Source organism: Pseudomonas sp. S35, assembly GCF_009866765.1.
Taxonomy (GTDB): Bacteria; Pseudomonadota; Gammaproteobacteria; order Pseudomonadales; family Pseudomonadaceae; genus Aquipseudomonas.
The window spans coordinates 3,453,058-3,478,163 of record NZ_CP019431.1; the positions used below are offsets into that span (position 1 = coordinate 3,453,058).

17 protein-coding genes are annotated in these 25,106 nt (G+C 62.0%); 15 read left to right on the forward strand and 2 right to left on the reverse strand.

Annotated elements, in window-relative coordinates:
• Positions 1-15 precede the first annotated feature (15 nt).
• From treZ to PspS35_RS15375, 11 genes are all read left to right on the forward strand, one after another.
• The gene (gene treZ, locus PspS35_RS15325; RefSeq protein ID WP_159935590.1) at positions 16-1,761 is read left to right on the forward strand and encodes a malto-oligosyltrehalose trehalohydrolase; all 1,746 of its coding nucleotides are present in this window, start codon (positions 16-18) and stop codon (positions 1,759-1,761) included.
• Positions 1,758-3,842 (forward strand): 4-alpha-glucanotransferase, encoded by a 2,085-nt coding sequence (malQ, locus tag PspS35_RS15330; RefSeq protein ID WP_159935591.1) that lies wholly within the window; start codon positions 1,758-1,760, stop codon positions 3,840-3,842. The genes treZ and malQ overlap by 4 nt, the downstream gene beginning before the upstream one ends.
• Positions 3,839-6,589 carry a malto-oligosyltrehalose synthase gene (locus tag PspS35_RS15335; protein WP_159935592.1) on the forward strand — a complete coding sequence of 917 codons (2,751 nt, stop codon included), beginning with the start codon at positions 3,839-3,841 and terminating at the stop codon, positions 6,587-6,589. The genes malQ and PspS35_RS15335 overlap by 4 nt, the downstream gene beginning before the upstream one ends.
• Positions 6,590-6,613: 24 nt before the next feature.
• Complete coding sequence (locus PspS35_RS15340) at positions 6,614-6,883, forward strand: DUF2934 domain-containing protein (protein WP_159935593.1); 270 nt, start codon at positions 6,614-6,616, stop codon at positions 6,881-6,883.
• Between the two features lie 122 nt (positions 6,884-7,005).
• On the forward strand, positions 7,006-9,165 hold the full coding sequence (gene glgX / locus PspS35_RS15345; protein WP_159935594.1) for a glycogen debranching protein GlgX: 2,160 nt from the start codon (positions 7,006-7,008) through the stop codon (positions 9,163-9,165).
• Position 9,166: 1 nt separating this feature from the next.
• Positions 9,167-10,165, forward strand: a complete 999-nt coding sequence (locus PspS35_RS15350) for an acyl-CoA dehydrogenase family protein (RefSeq protein ID WP_159935595.1) — start codon at positions 9,167-9,169, stop codon at positions 10,163-10,165.
• On the forward strand, positions 10,162-10,920 hold the full coding sequence (locus PspS35_RS15355; protein ID WP_159935596.1) for a PIG-L family deacetylase: 759 nt from the start codon (positions 10,162-10,164) through the stop codon (positions 10,918-10,920). The genes PspS35_RS15350 and PspS35_RS15355 overlap by 4 nt, the downstream gene beginning before the upstream one ends.
• Positions 10,917-11,516, forward strand: a complete 600-nt coding sequence (locus PspS35_RS15360; RefSeq protein ID WP_159935597.1) for an SAM-dependent methyltransferase — start codon at positions 10,917-10,919, stop codon at positions 11,514-11,516. Before PspS35_RS15355 ends, PspS35_RS15360 begins: the two co-directional genes overlap by 4 nt.
• A complete protein-coding gene (locus tag PspS35_RS15365) occupies positions 11,513-12,172 on the forward strand; it encodes a glycosyltransferase (protein ID WP_159935598.1) in 660 nt (219 codons plus the stop codon). Before PspS35_RS15360 ends, PspS35_RS15365 begins: the two co-directional genes overlap by 4 nt.
• Before the next feature lie 177 nt (positions 12,173-12,349).
• Entirely contained in the window at positions 12,350-13,111 is a 762-nt protein-coding gene (locus PspS35_RS15370; protein WP_159935599.1) for a PIG-L family deacetylase, read from the forward strand.
• A gap of 249 nt (positions 13,112-13,360) precedes the next feature.
• On the forward strand, positions 13,361-15,925 hold the full coding sequence (locus PspS35_RS15375; RefSeq protein WP_159935600.1) for an autotransporter outer membrane beta-barrel domain-containing protein: 2,565 nt from the start codon (positions 13,361-13,363) through the stop codon (positions 15,923-15,925).
• Here the strand turns inward: PspS35_RS15375 and PspS35_RS15380 are convergent.
• Both PspS35_RS15380 and PspS35_RS15385 read right to left on the reverse strand, forming a co-directional pair.
• Positions 15,882-17,285 (reverse strand): amino acid permease, encoded by a 1,404-nt coding sequence (locus PspS35_RS15380; RefSeq protein ID WP_159935601.1) that lies wholly within the window; start codon positions 17,283-17,285, stop codon positions 15,882-15,884. The two genes, PspS35_RS15375 and PspS35_RS15380, sit on opposite strands and share 44 nt — an antisense overlap.
• A 61-nt stretch (positions 17,286-17,346) precedes the next feature.
• Positions 17,347-18,381: a histone deacetylase family protein gene (locus tag PspS35_RS15385; RefSeq protein WP_159935602.1), complete on the reverse strand. Its 1,035-nt coding sequence runs from the start codon at positions 18,379-18,381 to the stop codon at positions 17,347-17,349.
• Positions 18,382-18,501: 120 nt separating this feature from the next.
• Here PspS35_RS15385 and PspS35_RS15390 point away from each other — a divergent pair, with 120 nt between their 5' ends.
• The 4 genes from PspS35_RS15390 to PspS35_RS15405 all read left to right on the forward strand — a co-directional run bounded on the left by PspS35_RS15390 (position 18,502) and on the right by PspS35_RS15405 (position 24,928).
• Positions 18,502-18,993: an Lrp/AsnC family transcriptional regulator gene (locus PspS35_RS15390; RefSeq protein ID WP_159935603.1), complete on the forward strand. Its 492-nt coding sequence runs from the start codon at positions 18,502-18,504 to the stop codon at positions 18,991-18,993.
• A gap of 186 nt (positions 18,994-19,179) precedes the next feature.
• On the forward strand, positions 19,180-21,345 hold the full coding sequence (locus PspS35_RS15395) for a TonB-dependent siderophore receptor (protein WP_159935604.1): 2,166 nt from the start codon (positions 19,180-19,182) through the stop codon (positions 21,343-21,345).
• Positions 21,346-21,567: 222 nt separating this feature from the next.
• Complete coding sequence (locus tag PspS35_RS15400; RefSeq protein ID WP_159935605.1) at positions 21,568-23,061, forward strand: methyl-accepting chemotaxis protein; 1,494 nt, start codon at positions 21,568-21,570, stop codon at positions 23,059-23,061.
• Positions 23,062-23,419: 358 nt separating this feature from the next.
• Positions 23,420-24,928, forward strand: coding sequence for a GGDEF domain-containing protein (locus tag PspS35_RS15405; protein ID WP_238785872.1), 1,509 nt, complete (start codon positions 23,420-23,422; stop codon positions 24,926-24,928).
• Positions 24,929-25,106: the final 178 nt, after the last annotated feature.

Genomic DNA, 25,106 nt, shown 5'->3' on the forward strand with positions numbered 1-25,106 from the left:
GGGAGGTCTCTATAGATGCCGTTACGGACTCTGGAAACCTGGCCCCACGGCGCAATCATGCTGGACGCGCAACACACGCGTTTTGCCTTGTGGGCGCCAGACGCGTTTTATGTCAGCGTTGAATTGGAAAACGGTAAGTCCATTGCCATGCTGCCGCAGGCAGACGGCTGGTTCGAAGTAGAAATAAACTGCCCGGCAGGCACGCGCTACCGCTACAACATCGACGGGGAAAAGGACGTTCCCGATCCGGCGTCCCGGGCCCAGGCTGGCGACGTGCATGGCTGGAGCCTGGTGGTCGACCCACTGGCTTACGAATGGCGCCACAGCCAGTGGTCAGGTCGCCCGTGGCATGAAGCCGTGATCTACGAACTGCACGTCGGCGCACTGGGGGGCTACGCCGAGGTCGAGAAACATCTGCCACGCCTGGCTGAGCTGGGCGTGACCGCGATCGAACTGATGCCACTGGCGCAGTTTCCCGGCAAACGCAATTGGGGCTACGACGGGGTGCTGCCCTACGCGCCCCACGCCTCTTACGGCACGCCGGAACAGCTCAAGCACTTGATCGACAGCGCCCATGAACATGGCCTGGCCGTGATCCTCGACGTGGTCTACAACCACTTCGGCCCCGACGGCAACTACCTGGGCCAGTACGCCCAAGGCTTCTTTCGCGAAGATGTGCACACGCCGTGGGGCGCGGGGATCGATTTCGACCGCCGCGAGGTGCGCGATTTCTTCCTCGACAACGCACTGATGTGGTTAATGGAATACCGCTTCGACGGCCTGCGCTTGGACGCCGTGCACGCCATCGACAATCCCGGTTTCCTGCAACAACTGGCACAACGGGTGCGCCAACAGGTCGACACCGGCCGCCACGTATGGCTGGTGCTGGAAAACGAATTCAACCAGGCCAGCCTGCTGGAGCATGACTTCGATGCGCAGTGGAACGACGACGGCCACAACGCCCTGCACGTATTGCTCACCGGCGAAACCGACGCCTATTACAGCGACTTTGCCCAAGACACCACCGCCAAACTGGCGCGCTGCCTGGGCGAAGGGTTCATCTACCAAGGCCACACCACCCGCCACGGCCACACCCGTGGCGAACCCAGCGCGCACCTGCCACCGAGCGCCTTTGTACTGTTTTTGCAGAACCACGACCAGATCGGCAACCGCGCCCTGGGCGAGCGTCTGCACCAACTCTGCTCGCCCCAGGCGCTCAAGGCTGCGACCACGTTGTTGCTGATGTCGCCGATGATCCCGCTGATGTTCATGGGCGATGAAGTCAACGCCCAGCAACCATTTCTGTTTTTCACCGACCACCACGGCGAACTGGCCGAAGCGGTGCGTGAGGGCCGGCGCAGCGAGTTTGCCGACTTCGCCGCGTTCCATGACCCCGAGCGCCGCGAGCGCATCCCGGACCCCAACGCCCTGGGCACCTTCGAGCAATCGACGCCGGTGATTGCCGACAACGAACACGCGCAGCTCTACCGCCAGCTACTTAACCTGCGCCACCGCCTCATCGTGCCGCACTTGCCCGGCAGCATGGCGTTGGGCGCGCAGGTCCTGGCCCACGGCGCCGTGACTGCGCGCTGGCGCCTGGGCGATGGCAGCCTGTTGCAGGTCGACCTGAACCTCAGCGCCACGGCGGTGGACCACACCGTGGCGCCACACACTATTTTTGCAACGCCTGCGAACCAAGGCGCACAACTGCCGCCGTTCAGCGCACGCGTCAGCCTATCCCCTGCTGGAGAACACCCTTGAGCGAAGCGAACCTGGAAATCCTCGCCAGCCGCGCGGGCCTGGCCGTCGATTGGATCGATGCCAACGGCCGTGCGCAACGTGTGACACCCGACGCCCTGCGTGCCGTCCTCAAAGGCCTGGGCCACCCAGCCGACAGCGACGCAGAGGTAGACGCCAGCCTGTTGGAACTGGAACAGGCGCAGCAAGACAAACACCTGCCGCCGCTGATGACCATCGACAGCGGCGACGGCCTGGACCTGGCGCGTTATTTCGAACCGGACACCCTGTGTCGGGTGAGCCTGGAAGACGGCGACACCCTGCAATTGCGCCTCGACGGCAACGCGGTGCTGCCCGGCGTAATGGCCCTGGGTTACCACCAGGTGCATATCAACGACCAGCGCTTTACCCTGGCCGTCGCCCCCACGCACTGCTACAGCGTCGCCGAAGCGGTCGACAACCAACCCGCCCGCGCTTGGGGCCTGAGTGCGCAGTTGTACTCACTGCGCCGCCTGGGCGATGGCGGCTTCGGCGATACCCTGGCCCTGGAGCACTTGGTGCGCGCAGCCGCCGAACGCGGGGCCGATGCCCTGGCGATCAGCCCGATGCACGCGATGTTCAGCGCCGACACCGAACGCTACAGCCCGTATTCACCGTCGAGCCGATTGTTCCTCAACAGCCTGTATGCCTCACCCGGCTGCATCCTTGGTGAACGGGAGGTGCGCAACGCCATCGACGCCCTCGGTCTGGAGGATGAGCTGCGTGCGTTGGAACAACACAGCCTGATCGACTGGCCCGCCGCCGCCAAGGCCAAGCAACGCCTGCTTCGTGCGCTGTATGAAGACTTCCGCCACGGCCAGCATCCGCAACATGCCGACTTTCTGAGTTTTCGCCAGGCCGGCGGCGAAGACCTGGAAAACCACTGTCGCTTTGAAGCCGTGCAAGCCGTGCGTGCGGCTGCCGGCGAAGACCTCGACTGGCGCCACTGGCCGCAGCAATGGCGCACGCCGCAGAGTCCCGCGCTGGCGCAGTTCGCCGAAGACAACCGTGAACAAATCGCCTACTTCGCCTTTACCCAATGGCTGATCGCCCGCAGCCTTGAACGCGCGCAACAAGCGGCCAAAGGCAGTGGCATGGGCGTCGGTTTGATCGCCGACCTGGCGGTGGGCGCCGATGGCGGCGGCAGCCAGGCCTGGAGCCGCCAGGATGAACTGCTCGCCGACCTGACCGTAGGCGCACCACCGGACATTCTCAACCGCGCCGGCCAAGGTTGGGGCATCTCCGCGTTTTCACCCGAAGGCCTCAAGCGCAACGGCTTTCGTGCGTTTATCGAGATGCTGCGCGCCAACTTCGCCCATGCGGGCGGCCTGCGCATCGACCATGTGATGGGCCTGCAACGCCTGTGGGTGATCCCGATGGATGCGTCGCCCCGCGAAGGCGCGTACCTGTATTACCCGGTGGACGACCTACTACGGCTACTCGCCCTGGAATCCCATCGTCACCAGGCCATCGTGCTGGGTGAAGACCTCGGCACCGTGCCGGACGGCCTGCGCGAAAAACTCATCGCCCGTTCGATCCTCGGCATGCGCGTGCTGCTCTTCGAGCAAGGTCACGACGGCCAGTTCAAGCCGATCCTCGACTGGCCGGACAACGCCCTGGCCACCACCAGCACCCACGATTTACCCACCCTCAACGGCTGGTGGCACAGCCGCGATATCGACTGGAACATCCAGCTCGGCCTGATCGACGCGCCTACCGTGGAGCAGTGGAGCGAACACCGCCTGCGCGAACGCCAGGCGCTGCGCCAGGCCTTGAGCCAGGACCCGCAGAACTTCGTCGAAGAGATTCGCAACGAAACCGACCATATGATCGACGCCAGCGTGCGTTACCTGGGCCACACCCGTGCGCCGCTGGTGCTGTTGCCGCTGGAGGACGCACTGGGCGTCGAAGAACAAGCCAACCTGCCCGGCACCACCGACCCCCATCCCAATTGGCGCCGGCGCCTGGCGGGTGAAGCCTCCAGCCTGCTGGACAACGCCGGTGCCGCGCGCCGTCTCGAACTGCTGGCCGTCGCGCGCAACCAGGCCCATGAGCGTGACCGATGAACACCCTGCCCCTGCGCGCCACCCAGCGCCTGCAATTTCATAAAGGCTTTACGCTGGACGACGCGGTACCGCTGGTGCCGTACTTCGCCCATCTGGGCATCAGCCATCTGTACGCCTCGCCCCTGCTCAGCGCCCGCGCCGGCTCCATGCACGGCTACGACGTGGTCGACCCGACCCGCGTCAACCCTGAACTGGGCGGCGAGCCCGCGTTGCGCCGCTTGGTCGCAGCGCTGCGTGAACACCACATGGGGCTGATCCTCGATATCGTCTCCAACCATATGGCCGTGGGCGGTGCGGATAACCCGTGGTGGCTGGACCTACTGGAATGGGGCCGCCTGAGCCCGTACAGCGAGTTCTTCGATATCCAGTGGCACTCGCCCGACCCATTGCTCAAGGGCCAACTGTTGATGCCGTTTCTAGGCAGCGACTACGGCGAAGCGTTGCAGACAGGTACCTTGACCTTGCAGTTCGATACGGAACACGGTGCGTTCTACGTCGAGCATTACGCGCATCGTTTCCCGATCTGCCCACGGGATTACGCGCGGATCCTGGGCAGCGATGAACCTCTCAAACCCCTGGCCGACCGTTTCGCCGCCCTTGCCTATCAGGACGACGCCTACACCGAAGCGGCCTGGCTCAAGCAGGCGTTGGCCGAACGGGCCACTGAAGTCCTGCCGGCCATCGAGCACCGCGTGGCCCAATTCGACGGGCGCCAACCCGAGGGTTTCAATCGCCTGCATCAGTTGCTGGAGCAACAGGCTTACCGGCTGGCGAGCTGGCGCACGGCGGCGGACGATATCAACTGGCGGCGCTTCTTCGATGTGAATGAGCTGGGCGGCCTGCGCGTAGAACGCACGGCCGTGTTCGAAGCCACCCACGGCAAGATCTTTGAGCTGATCAGCGAAGGGTTGGTCGACGGCTTGCGCATCGACCATATCGACGGCCTGGCCGACCCGCGAGGTTATTGCCGCAAGCTGCGTCGTCGGGTAGATGCCCTGGCGCCAGGGCAGCACTTGCCGATCTTCGTGGAGAAGATCCTCGGCGAAGGTGAAACCCTGCGCGAAGACTGGCAGGTGGACGGCACCACCGGCTATGAGTTCATGGACCAACTGTCGCTGCTGCAACACCAGCCAGACGGTTTTGCACCGCTGGCCGAGCTGTGGACCCGCCATACCGAGCGGCCCTCGGCGTTTATCGAAGAAGCCCGCCTGGCCCGCCAGCAGATCCTCAACGGCTCGCTGGGCGGCGATTTTGAAAGCGTGGCCCAGGCACTGCTGCAAGTGGCCCGCGACGATGTCATGACCCGCGACCTGACCCTGGGTGCGATTCGCCGCGCCTTGCAAGAGTTGATCGTGCACTTCCCGGTGTACCGCACCTACATCAGCGCCTTGGGCCGCAGCGCCGCCGATGACGCCGTGTTCCAGCAGGCCATGGACGGTGCCCGTACCACCTTGAGCGAGGGCGACTGGCCGGTACTCGATCACTTGGAGAAATCCCTCGGCGGCCAGCCCTGGCGCCAACGCCCGGTGGGTCGTGAGCGCAAGATCCTCAAGCATGCCTGCGTACGTTTCCAGCAACTGACCTCACCCGCCGCCGCCAAGGCCGTGGAAGACACCGCGTTCTATCGCTCGGCGGTGCTGCTGTCGCGCAATGACGTAGGCTTCAGTACCGAGCAGTTCAGCGCGCCCTTGGCCGAGTTTCACCGGATCAACCAACAGCGTTTGCAGGCCTTCCCGGATAACCTGCTGGCCACCGCAACCCACGATCACAAACGCGGCGAAGACACTCGCGCACGGCTGGCAGTGCTCAGCGAGTGCGCCAGTGGGTACGTGGAGCAGGTCGAGCAATGGCGCACCCTGGCAGCACCGTTGCGCAGCGATGCCGCCACACCGTCGGCCGGTGATGAATTGATCCTCTACCAAGTGCTGCTGGGCAGTTGGCCACTGGACCAGGGCGCTGACTTCGGCGGCTACCAACAACGCCTGTGGCAGTGGCAACAAAAGGCTCTGCGCGAAGCCAAGTTGAACAGCAGTTGGAGCGCGCCCAACGACGCCTACGAACAAGGCGTCGAAGCGTTTCTGTCACGCCTGCTGCTCAGTGACGAAGGTGGTCCGTTGCGCGCGGCGATTGCAGCGGCCGCCCAAGCGATTGCCCCGGCTGGCGCGCTGAATGGGCTGGCGCAATCCTTGCTTCGTATGACCGTGCCGGGTGTACCGGACCTGTACCAGGGCGCTGAGTTCTGGGACTTCAGCCTGGTGGACCCGGACAACCGTCGCCCGGTGGATTTCAGTGCAAGGCAACAGGCATTGGATACCCCGCCGGACACCGGCGAGCTGCTGTTCAACTGGCGTGACGGGCGCATCAAACAAGCCTTGATCGCCCAGGTGCTGGCCTTGCGCAAGGCCCAGCCGGAGCTGTTCCAAAGGGGTACCTACACGCCACTGGAAGTGGTTGGCCTACACGCCGAGCGGGTGGTCGCCTTCTGCCGCGAACACCAGGGCAAACGCCTGCTGGTGGTGGTGCCACGCTGGCCCCATCACCTGCTGGAAAACGGTGTGTATCCCCAGGTCAATGCGCAGGTTTGGGGCGATACCCGGCTGAAATTACCGTTCGCCGCACCAACTCAAAACTGGAAGGGACTTTTTCATACAGGTGCAGTCACACCAGACAAGGAGCTGTTGATCAGCACTGCCCTGGGGGATTTCCCGGTCAATGTCTTTATCAATCCTGATGATCAAGAAAGCTGAAAATTTTCTGTGAGGAGCATTGTGATGAGCACTGAAGACAAACGCATACGCGAACTGGCGCATCAGATCTGGGAGTCTGAAGGTAAACCCCACGGTGAAGACGCGCGACACTGGGAGATGGCGCGCAAGCTGGCTGAATCTGAAGCGCTGACGCCGAGCAAGCCCAAGGCTACTGCCAAACCCAAGGCCGCCCCCAAGCCGGCCGCCAAAGCCAAGCCGCCGGCGCCTGCCGCCAGCAAGCCGACGCCCCCAGCGGCGAAGAAACCCCCGGCGCCGAAAAAACCCAAGCCTTAATCCCATCAACCTCCCACCGACGCGTTCGGTGGGAGGTTATTTCATCACACTGATTGTCAGCTGAACGTTCGTCAGCACGGTCGCGTTCGGCCCGAAAAAAGACCCTTGCAGGAGCAACTCGAATGAGCAAACCCGACAAAAACCAAGCGACGCAGGACCCTGAGCCGTCGCGGATTCGTGAAGGTTTGCCCTTCCCACTCGGCGCCACCTGGGACGGCCTGGGCGTGAACTTTGCGCTGTTCTCGGCCAATGCCACCAAGGTCGAGCTGTGCCTGTTCGACGATTCCGGCGAAGTGGAGCTGGAGCGTATCGAGCTGCCCGAATACACCGACGAAACGTTCCACGGCTACTTGCCCGACGCCCACCCAGGGCTGATTTACGGCTACCGGGTCTACGGTGCGTACGACCCGGCCAACGGCCACCGTTTCAACCACAATAAATTGCTCATCGACCCCTATGCCAAACAGTTGGTGGGCGAGCTCAAGTGGTCCGAAGCACTGTTCGGCTACACCATCGGCCACCCCGACGATGACCTCAGCTTCGACGAACGCGACAGCGCGCCCTTCGTGCCCAAGTGCAAGGTCATCGACCCGGCGCACACCTGGGGCAACGACCAGCCGGTGCGGGTGCCGTGGGACCGTACGATCATCTACGAGACCCACCTGCGCGGCATCAGCATGCGCCACCCCTCGGTGGGTGAATCGGTGCGCGGCACCTGCGCGGGGCTGATGGAAGACGACGTGCTCAAGCACATCCGTCAGTTGGGTATTTCGTCGGTGGAGCTGTTGCCGGTGCATGCCTTCGTCAATGACCAGCACCTGCTGGAAAAGGGCATGACCAACTATTGGGGCTACAACAGCATCGCGTTCTTCGCCCCCGACCCGCGCTACCTGGCCAGCGGCAAGATCGCCGAGTTCAAGGAGATGGTCGCGCACCTGCACGAGCAAAAGCTCGAAGTGATCCTGGATGTGGTCTACAACCACACCGCCGAAGGCAACGAGCGCGGCCCGACCCTGTCCATGCGCGGCATCGACAACGCGTCGTACTACCGGCTGATGCCCGAGGACAAGCGCTTCTACATCAACGATTCCGGCACCGGCAACACCCTGGACCTGAGCCACCCGTGCGTGCTGCAAATGGTCACCGACTCGCTGCGCTACTGGGCCAACGAGATGCATGTGGACGGTTTCCGCTTCGACCTGGCGACGATTCTTGGCCGCTACCGCGACGGTTTCGACGAGCGCCACAGTTTTCTCGTGGCCTGCCGCCAGGACCCGGTGCTGCGCCAGCTCAAACTCATCGCCGAACCTTGGGACTGCGGCCCCGGCGGCTATCAAGTGGGTAACTTCCCGCCGGGCTGGGTGGAATGGAACGATCGCTTTCGCGACACCGTGCGTGCATTCTGGAAAGGCGACGACGGCCAACTCGCCGACTTTGCCGGGCGTATGACGGCCTCGGGCGAGATGTTCAACCATCGCGGCCGCCGCCCCTACAGTTCGGTGAACTTCATCACCGCCCACGACGGTTTCACCCTGCACGACCTCGTGTCGTACAACGACAAGCACAACGAAGACAACGACGAGAACAACCAGGACGGCAGCAACAACAACCTGTCCTGGAACCACGGTGTCGAAGGCCCCACTGACGACCCGCAAATCAATGCGCTGCGCCTGCGCCAGATGCGCAACTTCTTCGCCACCCTGCTGCTGGCCCAAGGCACGCCGATGATCGTCGCCGGTGATGAGTTTGCCCGCACGCAGCACGGCAATAACAACGCGTATTGCCAGGACAGCGAGATTGGCTGGGTCAACTGGGATTTGGACGATGACGGCAAATCACTGCTCAAGTTCGTCAAACGCTTGATCAAGCTGCGCCTGGCCTACCCGATCCTGCGGCGTGGGCGATTCCTGGTGGGCGACTACAACGAAGACATCGGCGTCAAGGACGTGACCTGGCTCGCGCCTGATGGCAACGAAATGACCACCGAACAGTGGGAAGACAGCCACGGCCGCTGCCTGGGCATGCTGATGGACGGCCGCGCCCAGGAAACCGGGATTCGCCGCGCCGGCGCCGATGCGACTTTGTTGTTGGTGGTGAATGCGCACCACGACTTGGTCAATTTCCGCCTGCCGCCGGTGCCGGAGGGTGAATTCTGGACCTGCATGCTCGACACCAACGACCCGGCGGTGCGGGGTCAGGAACGCTTTGAGTTTGACCATGAGTACGCCGTCACCGGGCGCTCACTGCTGCTGTTTGAATTACAGCGCGACGACGAGGTGTGAGATGGCGTTGCATAGCTTCCTTCAAGGTTACCGGGGGTATGCAGACACCCAGGCGCTAGGCGAGGCCCTGAAGGCGCTGCAGGACGAAGGCCTGGACCAACTGCCCTTGCCCGGCAGCGGCCAGACGCTGGCACGCTTGAGCCGCCTGGCCCAGGTGGCCGGGCATGACTTGCGCCTGTGCAAACTGTTCGAAGGCCACACCGACGCCTTGGCGATCATTGCTGAACTCGACTGCCCGTTGCCCCCCGTGGGCAGTACGTGGGGCATGTGGGCCGCCGAACCGCCAAACGCTAACGTTCGCGTGCGGCGCGACGGTCATCTATTGATAGTGGACGGTCGCAAAGCCTGGTGTTCTGGCGCGGCAGCGGTCAGTCATGGGCTACTGACCGCGTGGGACGAACAGGGCCGCCAGCAATTGGTCGCGGTCGAGATGTTGCAGCCCGCCGTTACGGTGACGGAGCAAGGCTGGCACGCAGTCGGCATGGCAGCCACGGGCAGCGTTGAAGTGCTCTTCGAGGGTGCCCGCGGCCTTGCGGTCGGCGGCCCCGGCGACTACCTCGCCCGCCCAGGCTTCTGGCACGGCGGGATCGGCATTGCAGCGTGTTGGTATGGCGCCGCACAACACCTGGCGCAGGTGCTGCATGAACACTGCGCCAAGCGCCCGGAACCCCACGCACTCGCCCACTTGGGTGCCGTGGACAGTGCGTTGAACGGCGCGGCCTGCGTACTGCGTGCCAGCGCCGAACACATCGACCGTGAACCCAAGGCGGATGCCCGACTGCTGGCCCAACAGACGCGGGCGTGCATCGAAAACAGCGTTGAGCAAGTGCTGCACCACGTTGGCCGTGCAGTCGGCGCCGGCCCTTATTGCAAGGACCCGCACTTTGCACAGTTGATGGCGGATTTACCGGTGTACGTGCGCCAGAGTCACGCCGAACGCGACCTCGCCGGCCTCGGCGAGCTGGTCGCAAGTGAACCCACAGGGAGGTGGCAACTATGAAAGCCAACCCAATTGTTGGCCAGGGCACGCCGCTGCATCACTGGCAAGCGTCGCCACGGATCGCTGAGTTAGCGCTGATCAGCGTCGAACAGTTGGTGCCTGAAGGGCATCGTGCGGTGATCGTCGCGCCCCATCCGGATGATGAAGTGCTCGGCTGTGGCGGGCTGTTGCAAGGCCTGGCTGTACTGGGCCGGCCCATGCAGCTGATTTCAGTCACCGATGGCAGCGCCAGCCATCCCGGCTCACGGCGCTGGCCGGTGGAGCGCCTGAGTGTGGTGCGGCCCCAGGAATCGGCACAGGCCCTACATCGACTGGGTTTGCCATTGCACAGTTTGAAATGGCTGCGCGCAGGGTTTACCGACAGTCAGGTGGCGGCCCGGGAGGACGAATTGACCGCGTTTATCCAACGCCACCTCAAGCCCACGGACGTGGTGTTCACGACGTGGCGTGAGGACGGCCATTGCGACCACGAAGCCGTCGGCCGCGCCAGCGCCAAGGCCGCGCAATCGGTGGGTGCGACGTTGTATGAGCTGCCGGTCTGGACGTGGCACTGGGCAACCCCCGAAGACAGCCTGGTGCCCTGGCACCGTGCACGCAAAATCCCCCTGAGCTGCGAAGCCGTGGCCCGCAAACGTCACGCCATCCATGCCTTCGCCAGCCAACTGGAGGGCGACCCGCAGATCGGCCTGGCGCCAGTGCTGGCGCCCTATGTGGTGGAGCGCTTGCTGCAACCCTTTGAAGTGGTGTTCGTATGAGTGTGGCCACACCGTATTTCGACCAACTGTTCGCCGAAAACGATGACCCGTGGGCATTTCGCCAACGTTGGTATGAACGACGCAAACGCGCAATGACGCTGGCGCTGCTAACCCGGCCACGCTATGCCTCGATTTTCGAGCCGGGTTGCGCCAACGGCGAACTGAGCTTTGAACTGGCGCCGCGCTGCGACCGCCTGCTGTGCTGCGACACCGCCTCGGCAGCCGTGTCGCTGGCACGCACCCGCTTGCTGGGTTTTCCCCACGCACAGGTGCACCAACGTCGCTTGCCTGAGCAATGGCCATCGGGCCAGTTCGAGCTGATCGTACTCAGCGAGTTGTGCTACTACCTGGACGCCGAGGACCTGGGCCACTTGATCGAGCGCGCCCTCGCCTCCTTGACCGCCGACGGCCAGTTGCTGGCCTGCCATTGGCGCCCGCTTATCGAAGGCTGCCCGCAAACCGCCGAGCAGGTGCATGCCTTGCTTGGGCAACGGCTGGGTATGCCCCTGCTCGCCAGCCACCACGAACACGATTTCCTCCTCGACCTGTGGAGCCGCGACGGCACTTCGGTCGCCAGCCTCGAGGGCCTGCGATGATCGGCATTCTGATCCCGGTACACAACGAACAAGCGCTGTTGGCCGAGTGCCTGGACGCCGCGATCATCGCCGCCGGCCACCCTGGTTTGCTGGGCGAAGCGGTCCAGATCCTGGTGGTGCTCGACAGTTGCAGCGATGGCAGTGCGGCCATCGCCCAGGCGTACCCGGTGCGACACTTGGAAGTCCAGGCTCGTAATGTTGGCCACGTACGCGGCGTGGGCGCGCGGTACCTGCTCAACCAAGGCGCGCGCTGGATCTCCTGCACCGACGCCGACAGCCGCGTCGCGCCCGACTGGTTAGTGGCTCAGTTGGCGCTGAATGCCGATGCCGTGTGCGGGACGGTCACGGTAGATGCCTGGAGCGAAGGATTCGACCCCGCCGCACAGATCCGCTATCACCAGGACTACCGCGCGCAGGACGGGCACCGGCATATCCACGGCGCCAACCTGGGCGTGAGTGCCGGCGCGTACATCCGCGCCGGTGGCTTCGAGCCCTTGGCCTGCCATGAGGACGTGCAATTGGTGCGCAGCCTGGAACGCTGCGGCGCGTCCATTGCGTGGAGCCACGCCCCGCAAGTGATAACCAGTGCCCGCTTGGAGTCCCGCGCCCAGGGAGGGTTCGGCGACTACTTGAAAAGCCTGATGCACGCGTCGTGAAAAAATCCAGATTGCAAAATGTAAAAGCAGACAATCCTTGTCTATGCTGATGACGCCTTGCTGGTCATTCAGGGTTGAATGACCGCGCACTCACCACTGCGGAGTCTGTGGTGAATAAATAGAGTCGTCCCGTCAACGAGGCACGACCCAGCATCAATCGACAAGGATGTAATGCCAATGAAGCCTGCCTCCCTCAGTGAAGGCCGTCGCGGCCCCGCGCAAATCTGGAACAGCGCCCCGCAACTGGTGCAAGTCCCACCTATCTCTGCCACTTCGCTGGTCCCTGCGGGGGCGCGCGTGGTGGTCATCGCGCCCCATCCCGGCGACGAAGTGCTGGCCTGCGGCGGTATGCTGCAACTGCTCAGTACCCTGGAATACCCCCTGCAACTCATCTCCATTACCGACGGCAGCGCCAGCCACCCCGGCTCCCATCTGTGGCCAGCCAGCCGTTTGAGTGTGGTGCGGCCCCAGGAAAGCGCCGAGGCGCTGCGCCGCCTGGGCTTGCCCATGCACAGCCTGAAGTGGATTCGCGGCGGTTTTTGCGACAACGCCCTGGCGGCCCGTGAACCGCAACTGAGCCCCTTTATCGCGCGTTACCTGCAACCAGGCGATGTGGTGTTTACCACCTGGCGCAACGACGGCAACCCAGACCACGACGCCGTCGGCCGCGCCAGCGCCAAGGCGTGCAACCTGGTGGGTGCGCAGTTGTATGAGCTGCCGATCTGGGCCTGGCACTGGCCCGCACGCGAAGGTGCGCTGATCCCCTGGCAACGCGCACGCAAGGTGCGCCTGAACACCTGGAGCGTGGCGCGCAAACTCCATGCGGTCCATGCGTTTGCCAGCCAGTTGGTGGGGGACCCCGCGATCGGCCTGCCACCGATACTGGCCCAGGTGTTGCTGGAGCGGATACGCGACCCTTACGAAATCGTGTTCGCCTGACAGCACACACGTCTGTACCTGTTATTTCTCACAGTAGCGGCCGCGAGGGTGTGCGGCTAAGGTGCAAAAAGTGCTGCACCGGTTCAGGTGCAGTCGAGAAAGCCATGCCAACCCTTTGCATTGGCCGGTGTTTTCAGATTCAGGTAGCCCGTCGTCCCTGGTCCGTATCGCGTTTGTTGTTGCCATGGTCTTTAACCGTGCCTGTCACCCGGCACCGTGGAGATAGGTTGCACTGCGCGAGGATGGATCATGAGCAAACGACTTCCCCCCTTGGCTTGCCTGGGCGTGGCCATCGCTGCAACGTCCTGGTTGGCTGCCTGGCCTGGCAGTACACAGGCCTGCACGTTGACCGTCACACCAGGTGACGACGTGATTAACTGCAACAGTGGCGCAGCCGGCGCGCTTGTGGACACGCAGGGCAACAACAGCCTGACTTTCTCCTCCGGCAACGGCAGCGTGACCGGAGTGACCTATGGCGCCGGAAACGACCTGATCGAGCTCAATACACCGGATGCCGTGATTGGTGTCGGCGGCGTCAGCATGGGGGATGGCGCGAATATTTTCCGGCTGTTCCAAGGGCAGGTCCAATCACTGGTAATCCAGGGCGCTGGTGCCGATATCGTGCAAGTCAGCGGCGGACAAGCCCGAGCCATCAACCAGGGCGCCGGCGCCGACAGCGCCGCCATCAGTGGGGGTACGATCCTGTCGCTGGCACAAGGGGATGGCATCGATGTGTTTACGATGAGCGCCGGTACCATCACGGGGGCCTTTGAGGATGGTGACCAAGCGCTGATGACCGGCGGTAGCATCGGCCGCGTCGACATGAAACTCGACAACAACGTCTTTGATATGCGCGGCGGAACCATCATCGGCAACCTCGTCGCCGGTTTCGGCAACGATACGATCCTGGTGTCAGGCACCAGTTACATTGGCGGCAACATCAGCGTCAGTGGGGGTACCGACATTATTAAAATCACCGGCGGTACGGTGAACGGGCAAATTCTCGCCAGCTTTGGCGAGGACCAATTGGAGTGGGATGGAGGCGGCGAGATCCACTCGTTTGTATTGATGGGCGGCGATAACGATACGGCGCTGCTGAAGAACCTGACAGAAGCCCTCGTAGCCCCCACCCCCCTGGTGGACGGCGGCCTGGGGACCGACATCTTGACCTTTGACAACACCAAGGTCAGCACGCCCGAGCGCTATGCCAACTGGGAAACCGTGAACCTGGATAACAACTCGCAACTGACCCTCGGCGGTACCTTCACCCTCGGTGATACCGGCACCGGCACGGGCACCCTGAACGTGCATGGCGCCAGTGCATTGCTGGTCAGCACGGGCGTGATCAACCCGTTCACCACTGGCCAACTGGCGACCTTGAGCAACAGCGGACTGATCGACATGACCACCGCCAGCGCCAGCACCACTGACACCCTCACGGTCAATGGTAACTACACCGGCACTGGTGGCCAGCTCGCGCTGCAAAGTGTATTGGGTGGCGACGGTTCGCCCAGCGACAAACTGGTGGTCAGCCAAGGGACGATGCAAGGCAGTACCAGCATCCGCGTGACCAACCTCGGCGGTGCCGGGGCGGCCACCCTGCAAGATGGCATCCAAGTGGTGCAGGCACTCAACGGCGCCACCAGCAGTGGCACCGCGTTTTCGCTCGGCGCACCGGTGTCTGCCGGGGCGTTCGACTATTACCTGTTCAAGGGCGGTGTAACGGCCGGTACCGCAGAAAACTACTACCTGCGCTCGACCATTCCTGTGGTGCCGCCGGACCCGGTGATTATCGTGCCGCTGCCAACCCCCGTCCCTGGTGAACCACCGCTGCCGACCAACCCCGGAACCACCCCGATTCCTATCTATCGCCCGGAAGTGCCGCTTTATGCCGCGCTGTTCCCAGCCGCGCAGCAGATGGTGCTGGGTATGCTCGGCACCTTTCACCAACGCATGGGCGACCAGCGCCAGCAACAGCAAACCGGCACGTTGCCGGCGGGTTGGGGCCGGGTCTATGGCAGCAGCAGTCGTCAGAGTTTCGCGGGAACGGTCAACCCAACGCTGGACAGCTCGGTGACGGGCTTCCAGGTCGGTAGCGATGTGTACGCCAGCGCAATGGGCGATGGTCAGCAGCGCATGGGGTTCTTTGTCGGCCATAGCCGCCTCAAAGGCACGGTCAAGGGCTTCAACGGCGGCAGGCAAGGCAAGGATGCTGGCAAGACCACCTTGCGTGGAGACAGCCTGGGGGTTTACTGGACGCTGATCGGCGCCAACCAGGCCTACCTTGACCTGGTGTTGATGGGCACGCGCTTCAACGGCAACAACGAATCGGACCGTGGCGTGAAGATGGACACCCACGGGCATAACGTTACCGCGTCCGCCGAAGTCGGCTGGCCAATTCCGGTGAGCAGCCATTGGGTCGCAGAGCCCCAGGCACAAGTGATCGTCAGCAAGACCCGGCTGGACAGCCAGAACGACGGTGTTTCAGATGTGTCCTATGACGCCGATACCAGCCTCACCACGCGCCTGGGAATCCGCCTGCGCGGCAACTATCAGGTGCGTGGCATGCCGCTGCAACCCTATGTGCGGGCCAATGTCTGGCACAACAGCGCCGGGCAGAACACCGTCACGTTTGCCGACGTCACTCACATCGACACCGAGCAGAAGTCCACCACCCTGGACATGAACGTCGGGGCCACGCTGCAGGTGGCCACGGGCATCAGCCTGTACGGTGAAGCGGGCTACAACCGCAACCTGGACAGCAACACCTTCAACGGTCGCCAAGTGACGGCTGGCCTGAGAATTGAGTTCTGATCTGGTAGGCAATCGCCAGCCAGACAAACCAGGCCGGCATCACGCACAGCGCCAGGCGTGTGTCCGGCCGTAACGCCAACAGGCAGAGCACAAAGACGAGGAACGCCAGGGAAAACCACGCCATCGGCACCCCGCCAGGCATTTTGTAGAGGGAGGTCGCGTGCAGGTCCGGGCGTTTCTTACGGTAGGCGATGTAGGACGCGAGGATGGTCGACCAGGTGAAAATCACCAGGATCGCCGACACCGTCGACACGATGGTGAAAGCGGTCATCACCTCCGGCACCACAAACAGCAACACCAGGCCCAACAGCATCAGCAGCGTGGTAAACGCCAGGCTGATAAACGGCACGCTGCTGCTCGACAGCCGCCGGAAGATACCCGGCGCGTCGCCCAGATCAGCCAAGCCGAACAACATGCGGCTGGCGGAAAACACCCCACTGTTGGCCGAGGATGCCGCCGAGGTGAGCACCACGAAATTGACGATCCCCGCCGCTGCCGGAAACCCCGCCACCAGGAACAATTCAACGAACGGGCTTTTGCTCGGCGACACCTGCTGCCATGAGGTCACCGCGATAATGCACGTCAATGCCAGCACGTAGAACAGGATAATCCGCAGCGGGATCGAGTTGATCGCCTTGGGCAAAGTCTTCTCCGGCGCGCGGGTTTCGGCGGCTGCCGTGCCGATCAGCTCGGTGCCGGCAAAGGAAAAGATCGCCATCTGGAACCCGGCAAAAAAACCGAACAGGCCGTTGGGAAACGCTGCTTGTTTGTCCAACAAGTGGCTCAATGACGCCGTGACCCCGGTGGGCGAAACAAACGAGCTGGCGATCAGCACCACACTCACGCCAATCAGCGTGACCACGGCGATGATCTTGATGATCGCGAACCAGAACTCCACTTCGCCAAACAGCCTGACCGTCAGCACATTCAACGCAAACAGCGTCAACAACATGCCCACGGCCGGCATCCAGGCGGGTACATCGGCAAACCAATACTGGAAAAACCCGCCGACCACCACGGCATCCCCCACCACCGCCACGCTCCAGCTCAGCCAATACGACCAACCAAGAAAAAACGCCGCACGCGGCCCCAGGTACGCGCCGGCAAAGTCGGCAAAGCTCTTGAAGTTGAGATTGGACAGCAGCAGCTCACCCATGGCGCGCATCACGAAATACACAAACAGCCCGATGATCATGTAGATCAGGATGATCGAGGTGCCCGACAGCGCGATGATCTTGCCGGAGCCCATGAACAGACCGGTGCCGATTGCGCCGCCCATGGCCATCAACTGGATATGGCGGTTGCTCAGGGTGCGTTGCAACGCAGGCTTTTCATAAAGCCTGGACGTGGTTGTTTTCATCACAAAACCTCTTGTTATGTTTTTGAGTTTTGGCAGAAAAAAAGTACAGCGGTCGGCGTTATCAGGCGGTTTTGCTTTCGAAACCGTGCAACACGTTGACGGCATTGATGCCGATCTCATCGACCATGTAGCCACCCTCCATCACGAACAGCGTCGGCACGCCCACGCTGGCGATGATCTCGCCCATGCCGAGGAAGTCGTCGCTGTCGAGCAGAAAGTGGCTAATGGGGTCGTCCTTGAAGGTGTCGACGCCAAGGGAAATCACCAGCACGTCAGGGGCGAAGTGTTTCAGCCGCTGGCACGCGTCGATCAGCGCGGTTTTGTAGCGATCCCAGGCGGTGTTTTTCGGCAACGGATAATTCAGGTTGAAGCCCTCCCCGGCACCGACGCCACGCTCGCTGCCAGCGCCGGAAAAGTACGGGTAGGACACTGCGGGCTCGCCATGCAGCGAGATGAACAGCACATCCGCGCGGTCGTAGAAAATATTCTGCGTGCCGTTGCCGTGATGGAAATCCACATCCAGTACCGCGACGCGCTTGGCGCCCTGGGTGATGGCCTGTTGCGCGGCAATCGCGGCGTTGTTGAGGTAGCAATACCCGCCCATGTACTCACGGGCAGCGTGGTGGCCGGGTGGACGGCACAGGGCGAAGGCGCTGTAGTGGCCTTCGTCGATCAGCGCCAGGCCGGTGAGCGCGATGTCCGCGCTGGTCTTGACCGCGTTCCAAGTGGTGGCGGTGATCGGCGAACCGGCGTCCATGGCAAAGAAGCCCAGCTTGCCGTCGATAAAATCCGGCACCTGCGTGTTGGCCAGGTCGCGTACGGGCCACACCAGTGGCAACGCATCATGGCTGCGACCGATGGCCGTCCATTCGGCCCAGGCACTTTCCAGAAACGCCACGTAGCGCTCGCTGTGTGCGTTGACGTAACACGCACGGTCAAAGCTGCGCGGCACGATGATATCGCCCAGTCCCACGAACTGGACCCGGTCACGTACGGTGTCGGCTCGGCTGGGTTGTTCGAACGACGGCTTGAGCACGCCATCCTTCAATTCGGTGCCGTGGTGCAAACGGTGAGCATCACTAAAAACAGTCAGCATAGGGGGATATCCGCCAGTAAAAGACAGGTCTATTTTGTTCTGGCGGCGCGGGGCTTTCTTTGCTTTTACTTCTGGCACTGGTAGCTTTATAGGGAGTTTTTACCCCTGAAAGAGGCGAATATGAAAAATAAAACCAGACAGGTCGTTCTCGATGACACCGATCTCGCCATCCTCGCCTTGCTGCAGGAAGACGCGAGTATTTCCAACGCCCAACTCAGCGAGCGCCTGTCCCTGAGCCTCACGCCCTGCTGGCGCCGCCGCAAGCGCCTGGAGGAAGAAGGCGTGATCAAGGACTACCAGGCCAATCTGGATCGCAAGTTGCTGGGGCTGGACATCATGGCGTTTGTGCATGTGCGCTTTGCGATCCACACCGACCATGCGCCGGATGCCTTTGAAGCCGTGGTCAAAGACCTGCCCGAGGTGTTGTCGTGTCACAAGATCACCGGCGATGCGGATTATCTGTTGCAGGTGCTAGCGGAGGATCTGGACAGCTACAGCGAGTTTGTGGAAAGCGTGCTGAGGCGGCAGTTGGGGATCGCGTCGATCCAGTCGAGCCTGGCGTTGCGCGAGGTGAAAGCGACCAGTCGGGTGGCGATTCCAAAGCGCAATTGAGGAAAGTCAAACGGCGTTCAGTCACGGCAGATGATGGCTAAATGCCCTGCCCCAGGATGTGAAAAATTCGTTAACTAATTATCCCCAAAGGCTTTTTCCTACAGAAACAATCTGGCACACTGATGCGAATAATTATCAACATCTTTATTATTCGCCAAGGACGGTACTTAGGGGAGAGTCCGTTTCATGTCAGTGCAACAACCCGGCGGTAAAGGTTTTACACCCAGTTTGATCGCGCTGGCGGTCTGTCTGGCCACCTCACAGGTGGCCTTCGCCGCCGATGCCCAAGCGCCGGCCACCACGCTGGAACTGGGCGCCACCCAAGTCTCCGGCGAGCAGCAGTTGGGCGAGACCACTGAAGGCACGCAGTCCTACACCACTGGCGCGATGAAAACCGCGACCAAGCTGCCCCTGACCCTGCGAGAAACCCCACAAGCTGTCACCGTGATCACGCGCCAGCGCATGGATGACCAGGCAATGACCAGCATCAACGACGTGGTCAACGCCACGCCCGGGCTGTTCCTGAACTACTCCAATGGCCCTGGCCGGCAGTCCTACACCTCGCGTGGTTTCGACATCGATAACCTGATGTATGACGGCATCCCGAGCGGCTACAACGGCGTTTCCGTCGGTGCCCAGCCGAACCTGGCGATGTTCGACCGTGTTGAAGTGGTGCGCGGTGCCACTGGCCTGGTGACGGGCGCGGGCAACCCGTCGGCCGCCATCAACCTGATCCGCAAGCGGCCATTGGATGAGCAGAAAGTCACCCTCACCGGCGCCGCCGGCAGCTGGGACGACTACCGTGGCGAGCTGGATGCGTCCAGCCCGCTCAATGACAGCGGCACCTGGCGCGGTCGGGTGGTGACCTCCTACCGCGACGCCAACAGCTTCATCGACAATGCCGAGGAATATCACGGCCTGTTCTACGCCGTCACCGAAGCCGACCTGAGCGAAGACACCACCCTCACCCTCGGTTACTCGAACCAAAAGGACAAGACCAACTACTTCTGGGGCTCGTCGATGATCGGCCAGGACGGCCATCACTTGGACCTGCCGCGCTCCTACAACCCCGGCACCGATTGGGAAAACAAGGACCAGGAGATCAACACCGTCTTCGCCGAACTGCGCCAGAACCTGGCCAACGACTGGAAACTGCAGGTCAACGCCAACTACGCCGAGCAGAAAGCCTTGTTCTCGGGCTCCTATCAATCGCGCTGGGCGGCGGACAAGTCGCTGGGGCGCACGGTCTACCAGGCCGCCTACGACGAAAACCAGGCCGGTGTCGACGCCTTCGTCAGTGGCCCGTTCCAGGCATTCGGGCGCACCCATGAACTGGTGGTCGGCGCCAGCCGCCGCATCTACGACATGACCAGCCACGACTACAGCCCATACGACACCAAATGGCCGATCAACGCCGGAAAACCGGACTTCGTGCACACCACCGACACCCGCGAAATCACCACCCAGGACGGCGTCTACGTGACCACGCGCCTGAGCCTGGCCGACCCGCTGAAGTTGATCCTCGGCGGGCGCCTGGACTGGTATGACTACGATGCCCACGGCAGCAATAGCGGCGACTACAAGGTCACCCGCAACCTCACGCGCTACGCGGGGTTGATCTACGAGCTGGACGACCATCACTCGGTGTATGTCAGCTACAGCGACATCTTCACGCCGCAGAGCGCCAAGGACACGTCCGGCACCCCGGTCAAGCCCATCGTCGGCAAGAACTACGAGGTCGGCGTCAAAGGCGAATACCTGGATGGCGCGCTGAACGCGAGCGTGGCGTTGTTCCGCGTCGACCAAGAAAACCGCGCCACGCAAGTGACCGTGCAAAACTGCCCGCAGACCGAGTGCTATGAAGCCTCCGGCGAGATTCGCAGCCAGGGTATCGACTTCGAACTGCAAGGCGCCCTTACTGAAAACTGGCAGGTCGGCGGTGGTTACACCTACGCGCGCACCCATACCATCAAGGACGAAGCCAGCCCGCAGAAGGTCAACAAGCAGTACGACACCGACACCCCGGAGCACCTGTTCAAGCTGACCACTCGCTACAACCTCCAAGGTTCGCTGGAAAAATTCCGCGTGGGCGGCAACATCTCCTGGCAGAGCCGCATGTACAACGACATCGCCCTGGCAGATGGCAGCACCTACCGTCTTCAGCAAGGCGCGTATGCCGTCACCGACCTGATGGCCGGCTACAAGGTCAACGAGTACCTGGACCTGCAGCTCAACGCCAACAACATCTTTGATCGCAGCTACTACTCGTCGATTGCCAACTCCGTGAGCTACGGCGGCGACTCGTACGGCGCCCCACGCAACATGATGCTGACGGCCAAGTACAGCTTCTGATCGTCATCAAGGCTGCCCGCTCGGGCAGCCTTTGCTCGCATTGTGGCAAGCTCGCTCGCCTGGCTGAATGCAATGGCGTTTAAAGTCCCCACCACAAATGCCGATAAGCCTTTTGGCATCCTGATCCTGAAAAATCCTGATACCTGCTTAGCTCTGTACCCGCGCGCCGTCATGGCACGCCGCATGCTTTGTTCCTGGCTAGACCACATGGAGTAAGAGTGAATGCCTGTACGCGCGCGTTTCCTGGAGCACTACCGCAAGGCCGACCGCATCATGCTGGCCTTGATCTGGTTGATGACCCTGTTCTCACTGGGCCTGGCCTTCTGGCATGACACGCTGATCCAAGCCGTTGTGATCGGTGGCGGCACCAGTCTGGTGCTCACCGCGCTCTACCGCGCCCTCGGCGGCACCCGCGTGATGCGTTGCGCGCTCGGCGCCGGCCTGATGGTGATGGCCGCGTTGCATATCAACCAGGCCCAGGGCGTGATCGAATCCCACTTCGGGATTTTCGCCCTGCTCGCGGTACTGACGTTCTACCGCGACTGGCTGCCGATCCTGGTGGCCGCTCTCACCATCGCCGTGCACCACCTGGTCTTCCATGCCTTGCAGCATCAAGGCTTCCCGGTGTTCGTGATGGAACACCACGGCGGCTGGAGCATGGTGTTCGTGCATGCCTTCTACGTGGTGATGGAAACCGTAGCGCTGCTCTACCTCGCCGTACACAGCCAGGCCGAAGCGGTCGAAAGCCAGGACATGCTTGAGAAGATGCTCGCCGTGACCTCCCAGTTCACCGTGGAAACGGTCAAGGGCGAAGGCAAGGCTCGGGTCTCTCTCGCCAAGCGCTTCGACCACTTCCTGCAACAGATTACGCACCTGATCGACGGAGTGGCCCGCGACTCCCACGGCCTCGGCCAACTCGGCCAGGAACTGGCCCATGCCAGCGGCACCCTGGAAAAAGGTGCGCGGCACCAGTTGGCAGAAATCAGCGAAATGACCGGCTCCATGCAACGCATGGAACACGCCATGGGCAACATTGCGGTGCACGTCGAACACGCGGTGGAACACGCCGGTGTTGCCAGCCAGCAAATCCTGCGCGGCCAGGAAAGCGTCGGCCGTGCCCAACACGAAATCACCCAGTTGGCCACCCGCCTGGAAGGCACCAACCAGACCGTGCAAGGCCTGGCGGTGCAGGCCGAACAAATCGGCTCGGTGCTCGAAGTGATCAGCAGCATTGCCAACCAGACCAACCTCCTCGCCCTCAACGCCGCCATCGAGGCCGCCCGCGCCGGCGAACAAGGTCGTGGGTTTGCGGTGGTCGCCGATGAAGTACGCAGCCTGGCGCAACGCACCGCGGTATCCACCCAGGAAATCAGAACCATCATTGAAGGCTTGCAACAAGGAAGCCGCGAGGCGGTAGCCGCCATGCACGACAGCCGCCAAGGCGTGGAACGCTGTGTCGAAGACAGCCAGGTCGCAGTGGAAATGCTCAGGGCGGTGGGCAATGACATTACGCAAATCGATGCACTCAATGGGCGCATTGTCACCACCACGCGGGAACAGACAGCGGCGAACCTGGAGATTGTCGGGCGGTTGCAGTCGGTGCAGGGCATCGCCCAAAGCACGGTCGACGATGTGGAACTGCTGGCCAGAAGCAGCGAGCAACTGCCGCCGATTGCGGTGAGGCTGGATGCGCTGGGGAGGCGGTTTCATCCGTGATCGGAGGGGATCGAGCCCCGCTTAATCGCCGGGCTCGATATTGTGTTGAAGGCCGTAGGGAAGCAAACGCCAACCACGCCGCAAGCGAGGATCACGGCCGCTTTGGTTATCGTGGCGCGCGATTGCTGGGCCCGCATGAGTGATGTCACAATCACGCACCACGCGTTGCATGCTCAACGATAAGCGCGATTCACGGACTATCACCATGCCCAGCCTCTGTTGCTGTTCTAACACGCCAGGCCCGCCGAAGAGACTTCTCCTGGTTCGGCTGCTTCAACTGCTGTGTTTTGTGCTGCTCTGGGATCAGGCTGCGTGGGCTGGCCCTGGCCCTGGCCCTCAACAGAATGGCGCCGAAGAGGTGATTGATGTCCAGCTACGCTGGAAACATCAGTTCCAGTTCGCGGGCTACTATGCCGCCATCGCAAAGGGCTATTACCGCGAAGAAGGACTGGACGTGCGCTTGCACGAAGGTGGCCCCAATGTCACACCGGTCGAAGAAGTGCTCTCTGGGCGTGCCCAATACGGCGAAGCCAATAGTGAGTTGCTCTACGCACGCCTGCACGGAAAGCCCTTGGTAGCACTGGCGGTGATTTTTCAGCATTCCCCTTCCGTGCTCGTGGCTCGCACAGACCAAGGTGTTCGCACTGTGCACGACCTGATCAACAAGCCGTTGATGCTGATGGATGCACAGACCGATGCCGATTTTCTGGCGATGTTCCGTAGCGAGGGTATACCCCTCGAAAAACTACAACTGCTGCCCAGCAGTTATCAAATTGGCGATCTAGCCAGCGGTAAAGTGACGGCGTTCAACTCGTACCTGACCAACGAGCCCTTCTACCTGCAAGAGCGGGGCGTGGAATACAACATCATCTCACCCGCCACCTACGGGATCGACTTCTACAGCGACATCCTGTTCACCAGCCAGGCCGAGATTGACGAACATCCACAGCGGGTCGAGGCCTTCCGCCGCGCTACCCTGCGCGGCTGGCGCTACGCGATGGATAACCCCGAGCAAATCATAGACCTGCTACTCAATCAGTATTCGGTGGAGAAAAGTCGCGCGCACTTGCAATTCGAAGCTCAGGCCATGCGTCCGCTGGTGGTATCTGACCTGATCGAGATCGGTCATATGAACCCAGGGCGCTGGCAACGTATGGCGGAAACCTTCCTCGAACTGGGTATGGTCGACAATATCGCCGGTCTGGAAAACTTCATTTACGATCCCAACCCGCCACAGCTCGTCGAGCGGCTGCGCAAGACCATTGTGCTGATCAGTATCGGCTGTGTGCTTGTCCTGATGTTCGCGCTGGTTCTGTTGAATGCCCAGCGCCATCTGCGCAACGAGATCAAGTTGCGCAAACTCGCCGAAGAGGAAGTACACAAGCTGGCTTTCTATGACAGCCTGACTGGCTTACCCAATCGCAATAGTTTTATTCCCTTTGCTAGTCAGAAGCTGCTGGCCGCAAAGAGCCGTGGAGAACATCTGGCCCTGTGCTATATCGACCTGAATCACTTCAAGCAGATCAATGATCGTTTTGGCCACCAGGCAGGCGATGCCATCCTGATCCATGTAGCCACGGCCATCAAATCCAATATTCGCGAGTTCGAAATAGCCGCGCGCATGGGCGGTGACGAATTCGTAGTGCTGCTCGACGGCGCGCATCACAGAGGTGACATCCAGCGCATCACCCATGACATCTGCAAGGCCGTCGACCTGCCCATTCCATGGAAAAACAGCCAGATCAAGGTCAGCGCCAGCCTAGGGGTTGCCTGGTATCCGGAAGATGGCGAAGTTCTGGACGATCTGATTTTCAAAGCCGACACCGCCATGTTCCAAAGCAAAGCCAGTATCGCTGCGCAGGTTTGACGCTGCTTGCGTGGTGCCCCTGCGAAAAACTTGGTAGATAGAAACCACTGCGGTTTACCGACATCAATAAGGAAATTATGAAGCCTCTTTACCTGTGTTCACTTCTGCTGCTTACAGGCTGCGCCCCAGCGCCAAAATACCTTGTGCCTGCGGGGGCGCCTCAGGCGCTTATCCGGAG

Coding starts and splice junctions, on each gene's coding strand:
- PspS35_RS15355 (WP_159935596.1), top strand. CDS start 10,162: ATGAAAGCCAACCCAATTGTTGGCCAGGGCACGCCGCTGCATCACTGG.
- treZ (WP_159935590.1), top strand. CDS start 16: ATGCCGTTACGGACTCTGGAAACCTGGCCCCACGGCGCAATCATGCTG.
- PspS35_RS15380 (WP_159935601.1), bottom strand. CDS start 17,285: ATGAAAACAACCACGTCCAGGCTTTATGAAAAGCCTGCGTTGCAACGC.
- PspS35_RS15390 (WP_159935603.1), top strand. CDS start 18,502: ATGAAAAATAAAACCAGACAGGTCGTTCTCGATGACACCGATCTCGCC.
- PspS35_RS15400 (WP_159935605.1), top strand. CDS start 21,568: ATGCCTGTACGCGCGCGTTTCCTGGAGCACTACCGCAAGGCCGACCGC.
- PspS35_RS15370 (WP_159935599.1), top strand. CDS start 12,350: ATGAAGCCTGCCTCCCTCAGTGAAGGCCGTCGCGGCCCCGCGCAAATC.
- PspS35_RS15395 (WP_159935604.1), top strand. CDS start 19,180: ATGTCAGTGCAACAACCCGGCGGTAAAGGTTTTACACCCAGTTTGATC.
- PspS35_RS15360 (WP_159935597.1), top strand. CDS start 10,917: ATGAGTGTGGCCACACCGTATTTCGACCAACTGTTCGCCGAAAACGAT.
- PspS35_RS15335 (WP_159935592.1), top strand. CDS start 3,839: ATGAACACCCTGCCCCTGCGCGCCACCCAGCGCCTGCAATTTCATAAA.
- glgX (WP_159935594.1), top strand. CDS start 7,006: ATGAGCAAACCCGACAAAAACCAAGCGACGCAGGACCCTGAGCCGTCG.
- PspS35_RS15365 (WP_159935598.1), top strand. CDS start 11,513: ATGATCGGCATTCTGATCCCGGTACACAACGAACAAGCGCTGTTGGCC.
- PspS35_RS15340 (WP_159935593.1), top strand. CDS start 6,614: ATGAGCACTGAAGACAAACGCATACGCGAACTGGCGCATCAGATCTGG.
- PspS35_RS15350 (WP_159935595.1), top strand. CDS start 9,167: ATGGCGTTGCATAGCTTCCTTCAAGGTTACCGGGGGTATGCAGACACC.
- PspS35_RS15385 (WP_159935602.1), bottom strand. CDS start 18,381: ATGCTGACTGTTTTTAGTGATGCTCACCGTTTGCACCACGGCACCGAA.
- PspS35_RS15375 (WP_159935600.1), top strand. CDS start 13,361: ATGAGCAAACGACTTCCCCCCTTGGCTTGCCTGGGCGTGGCCATCGCT.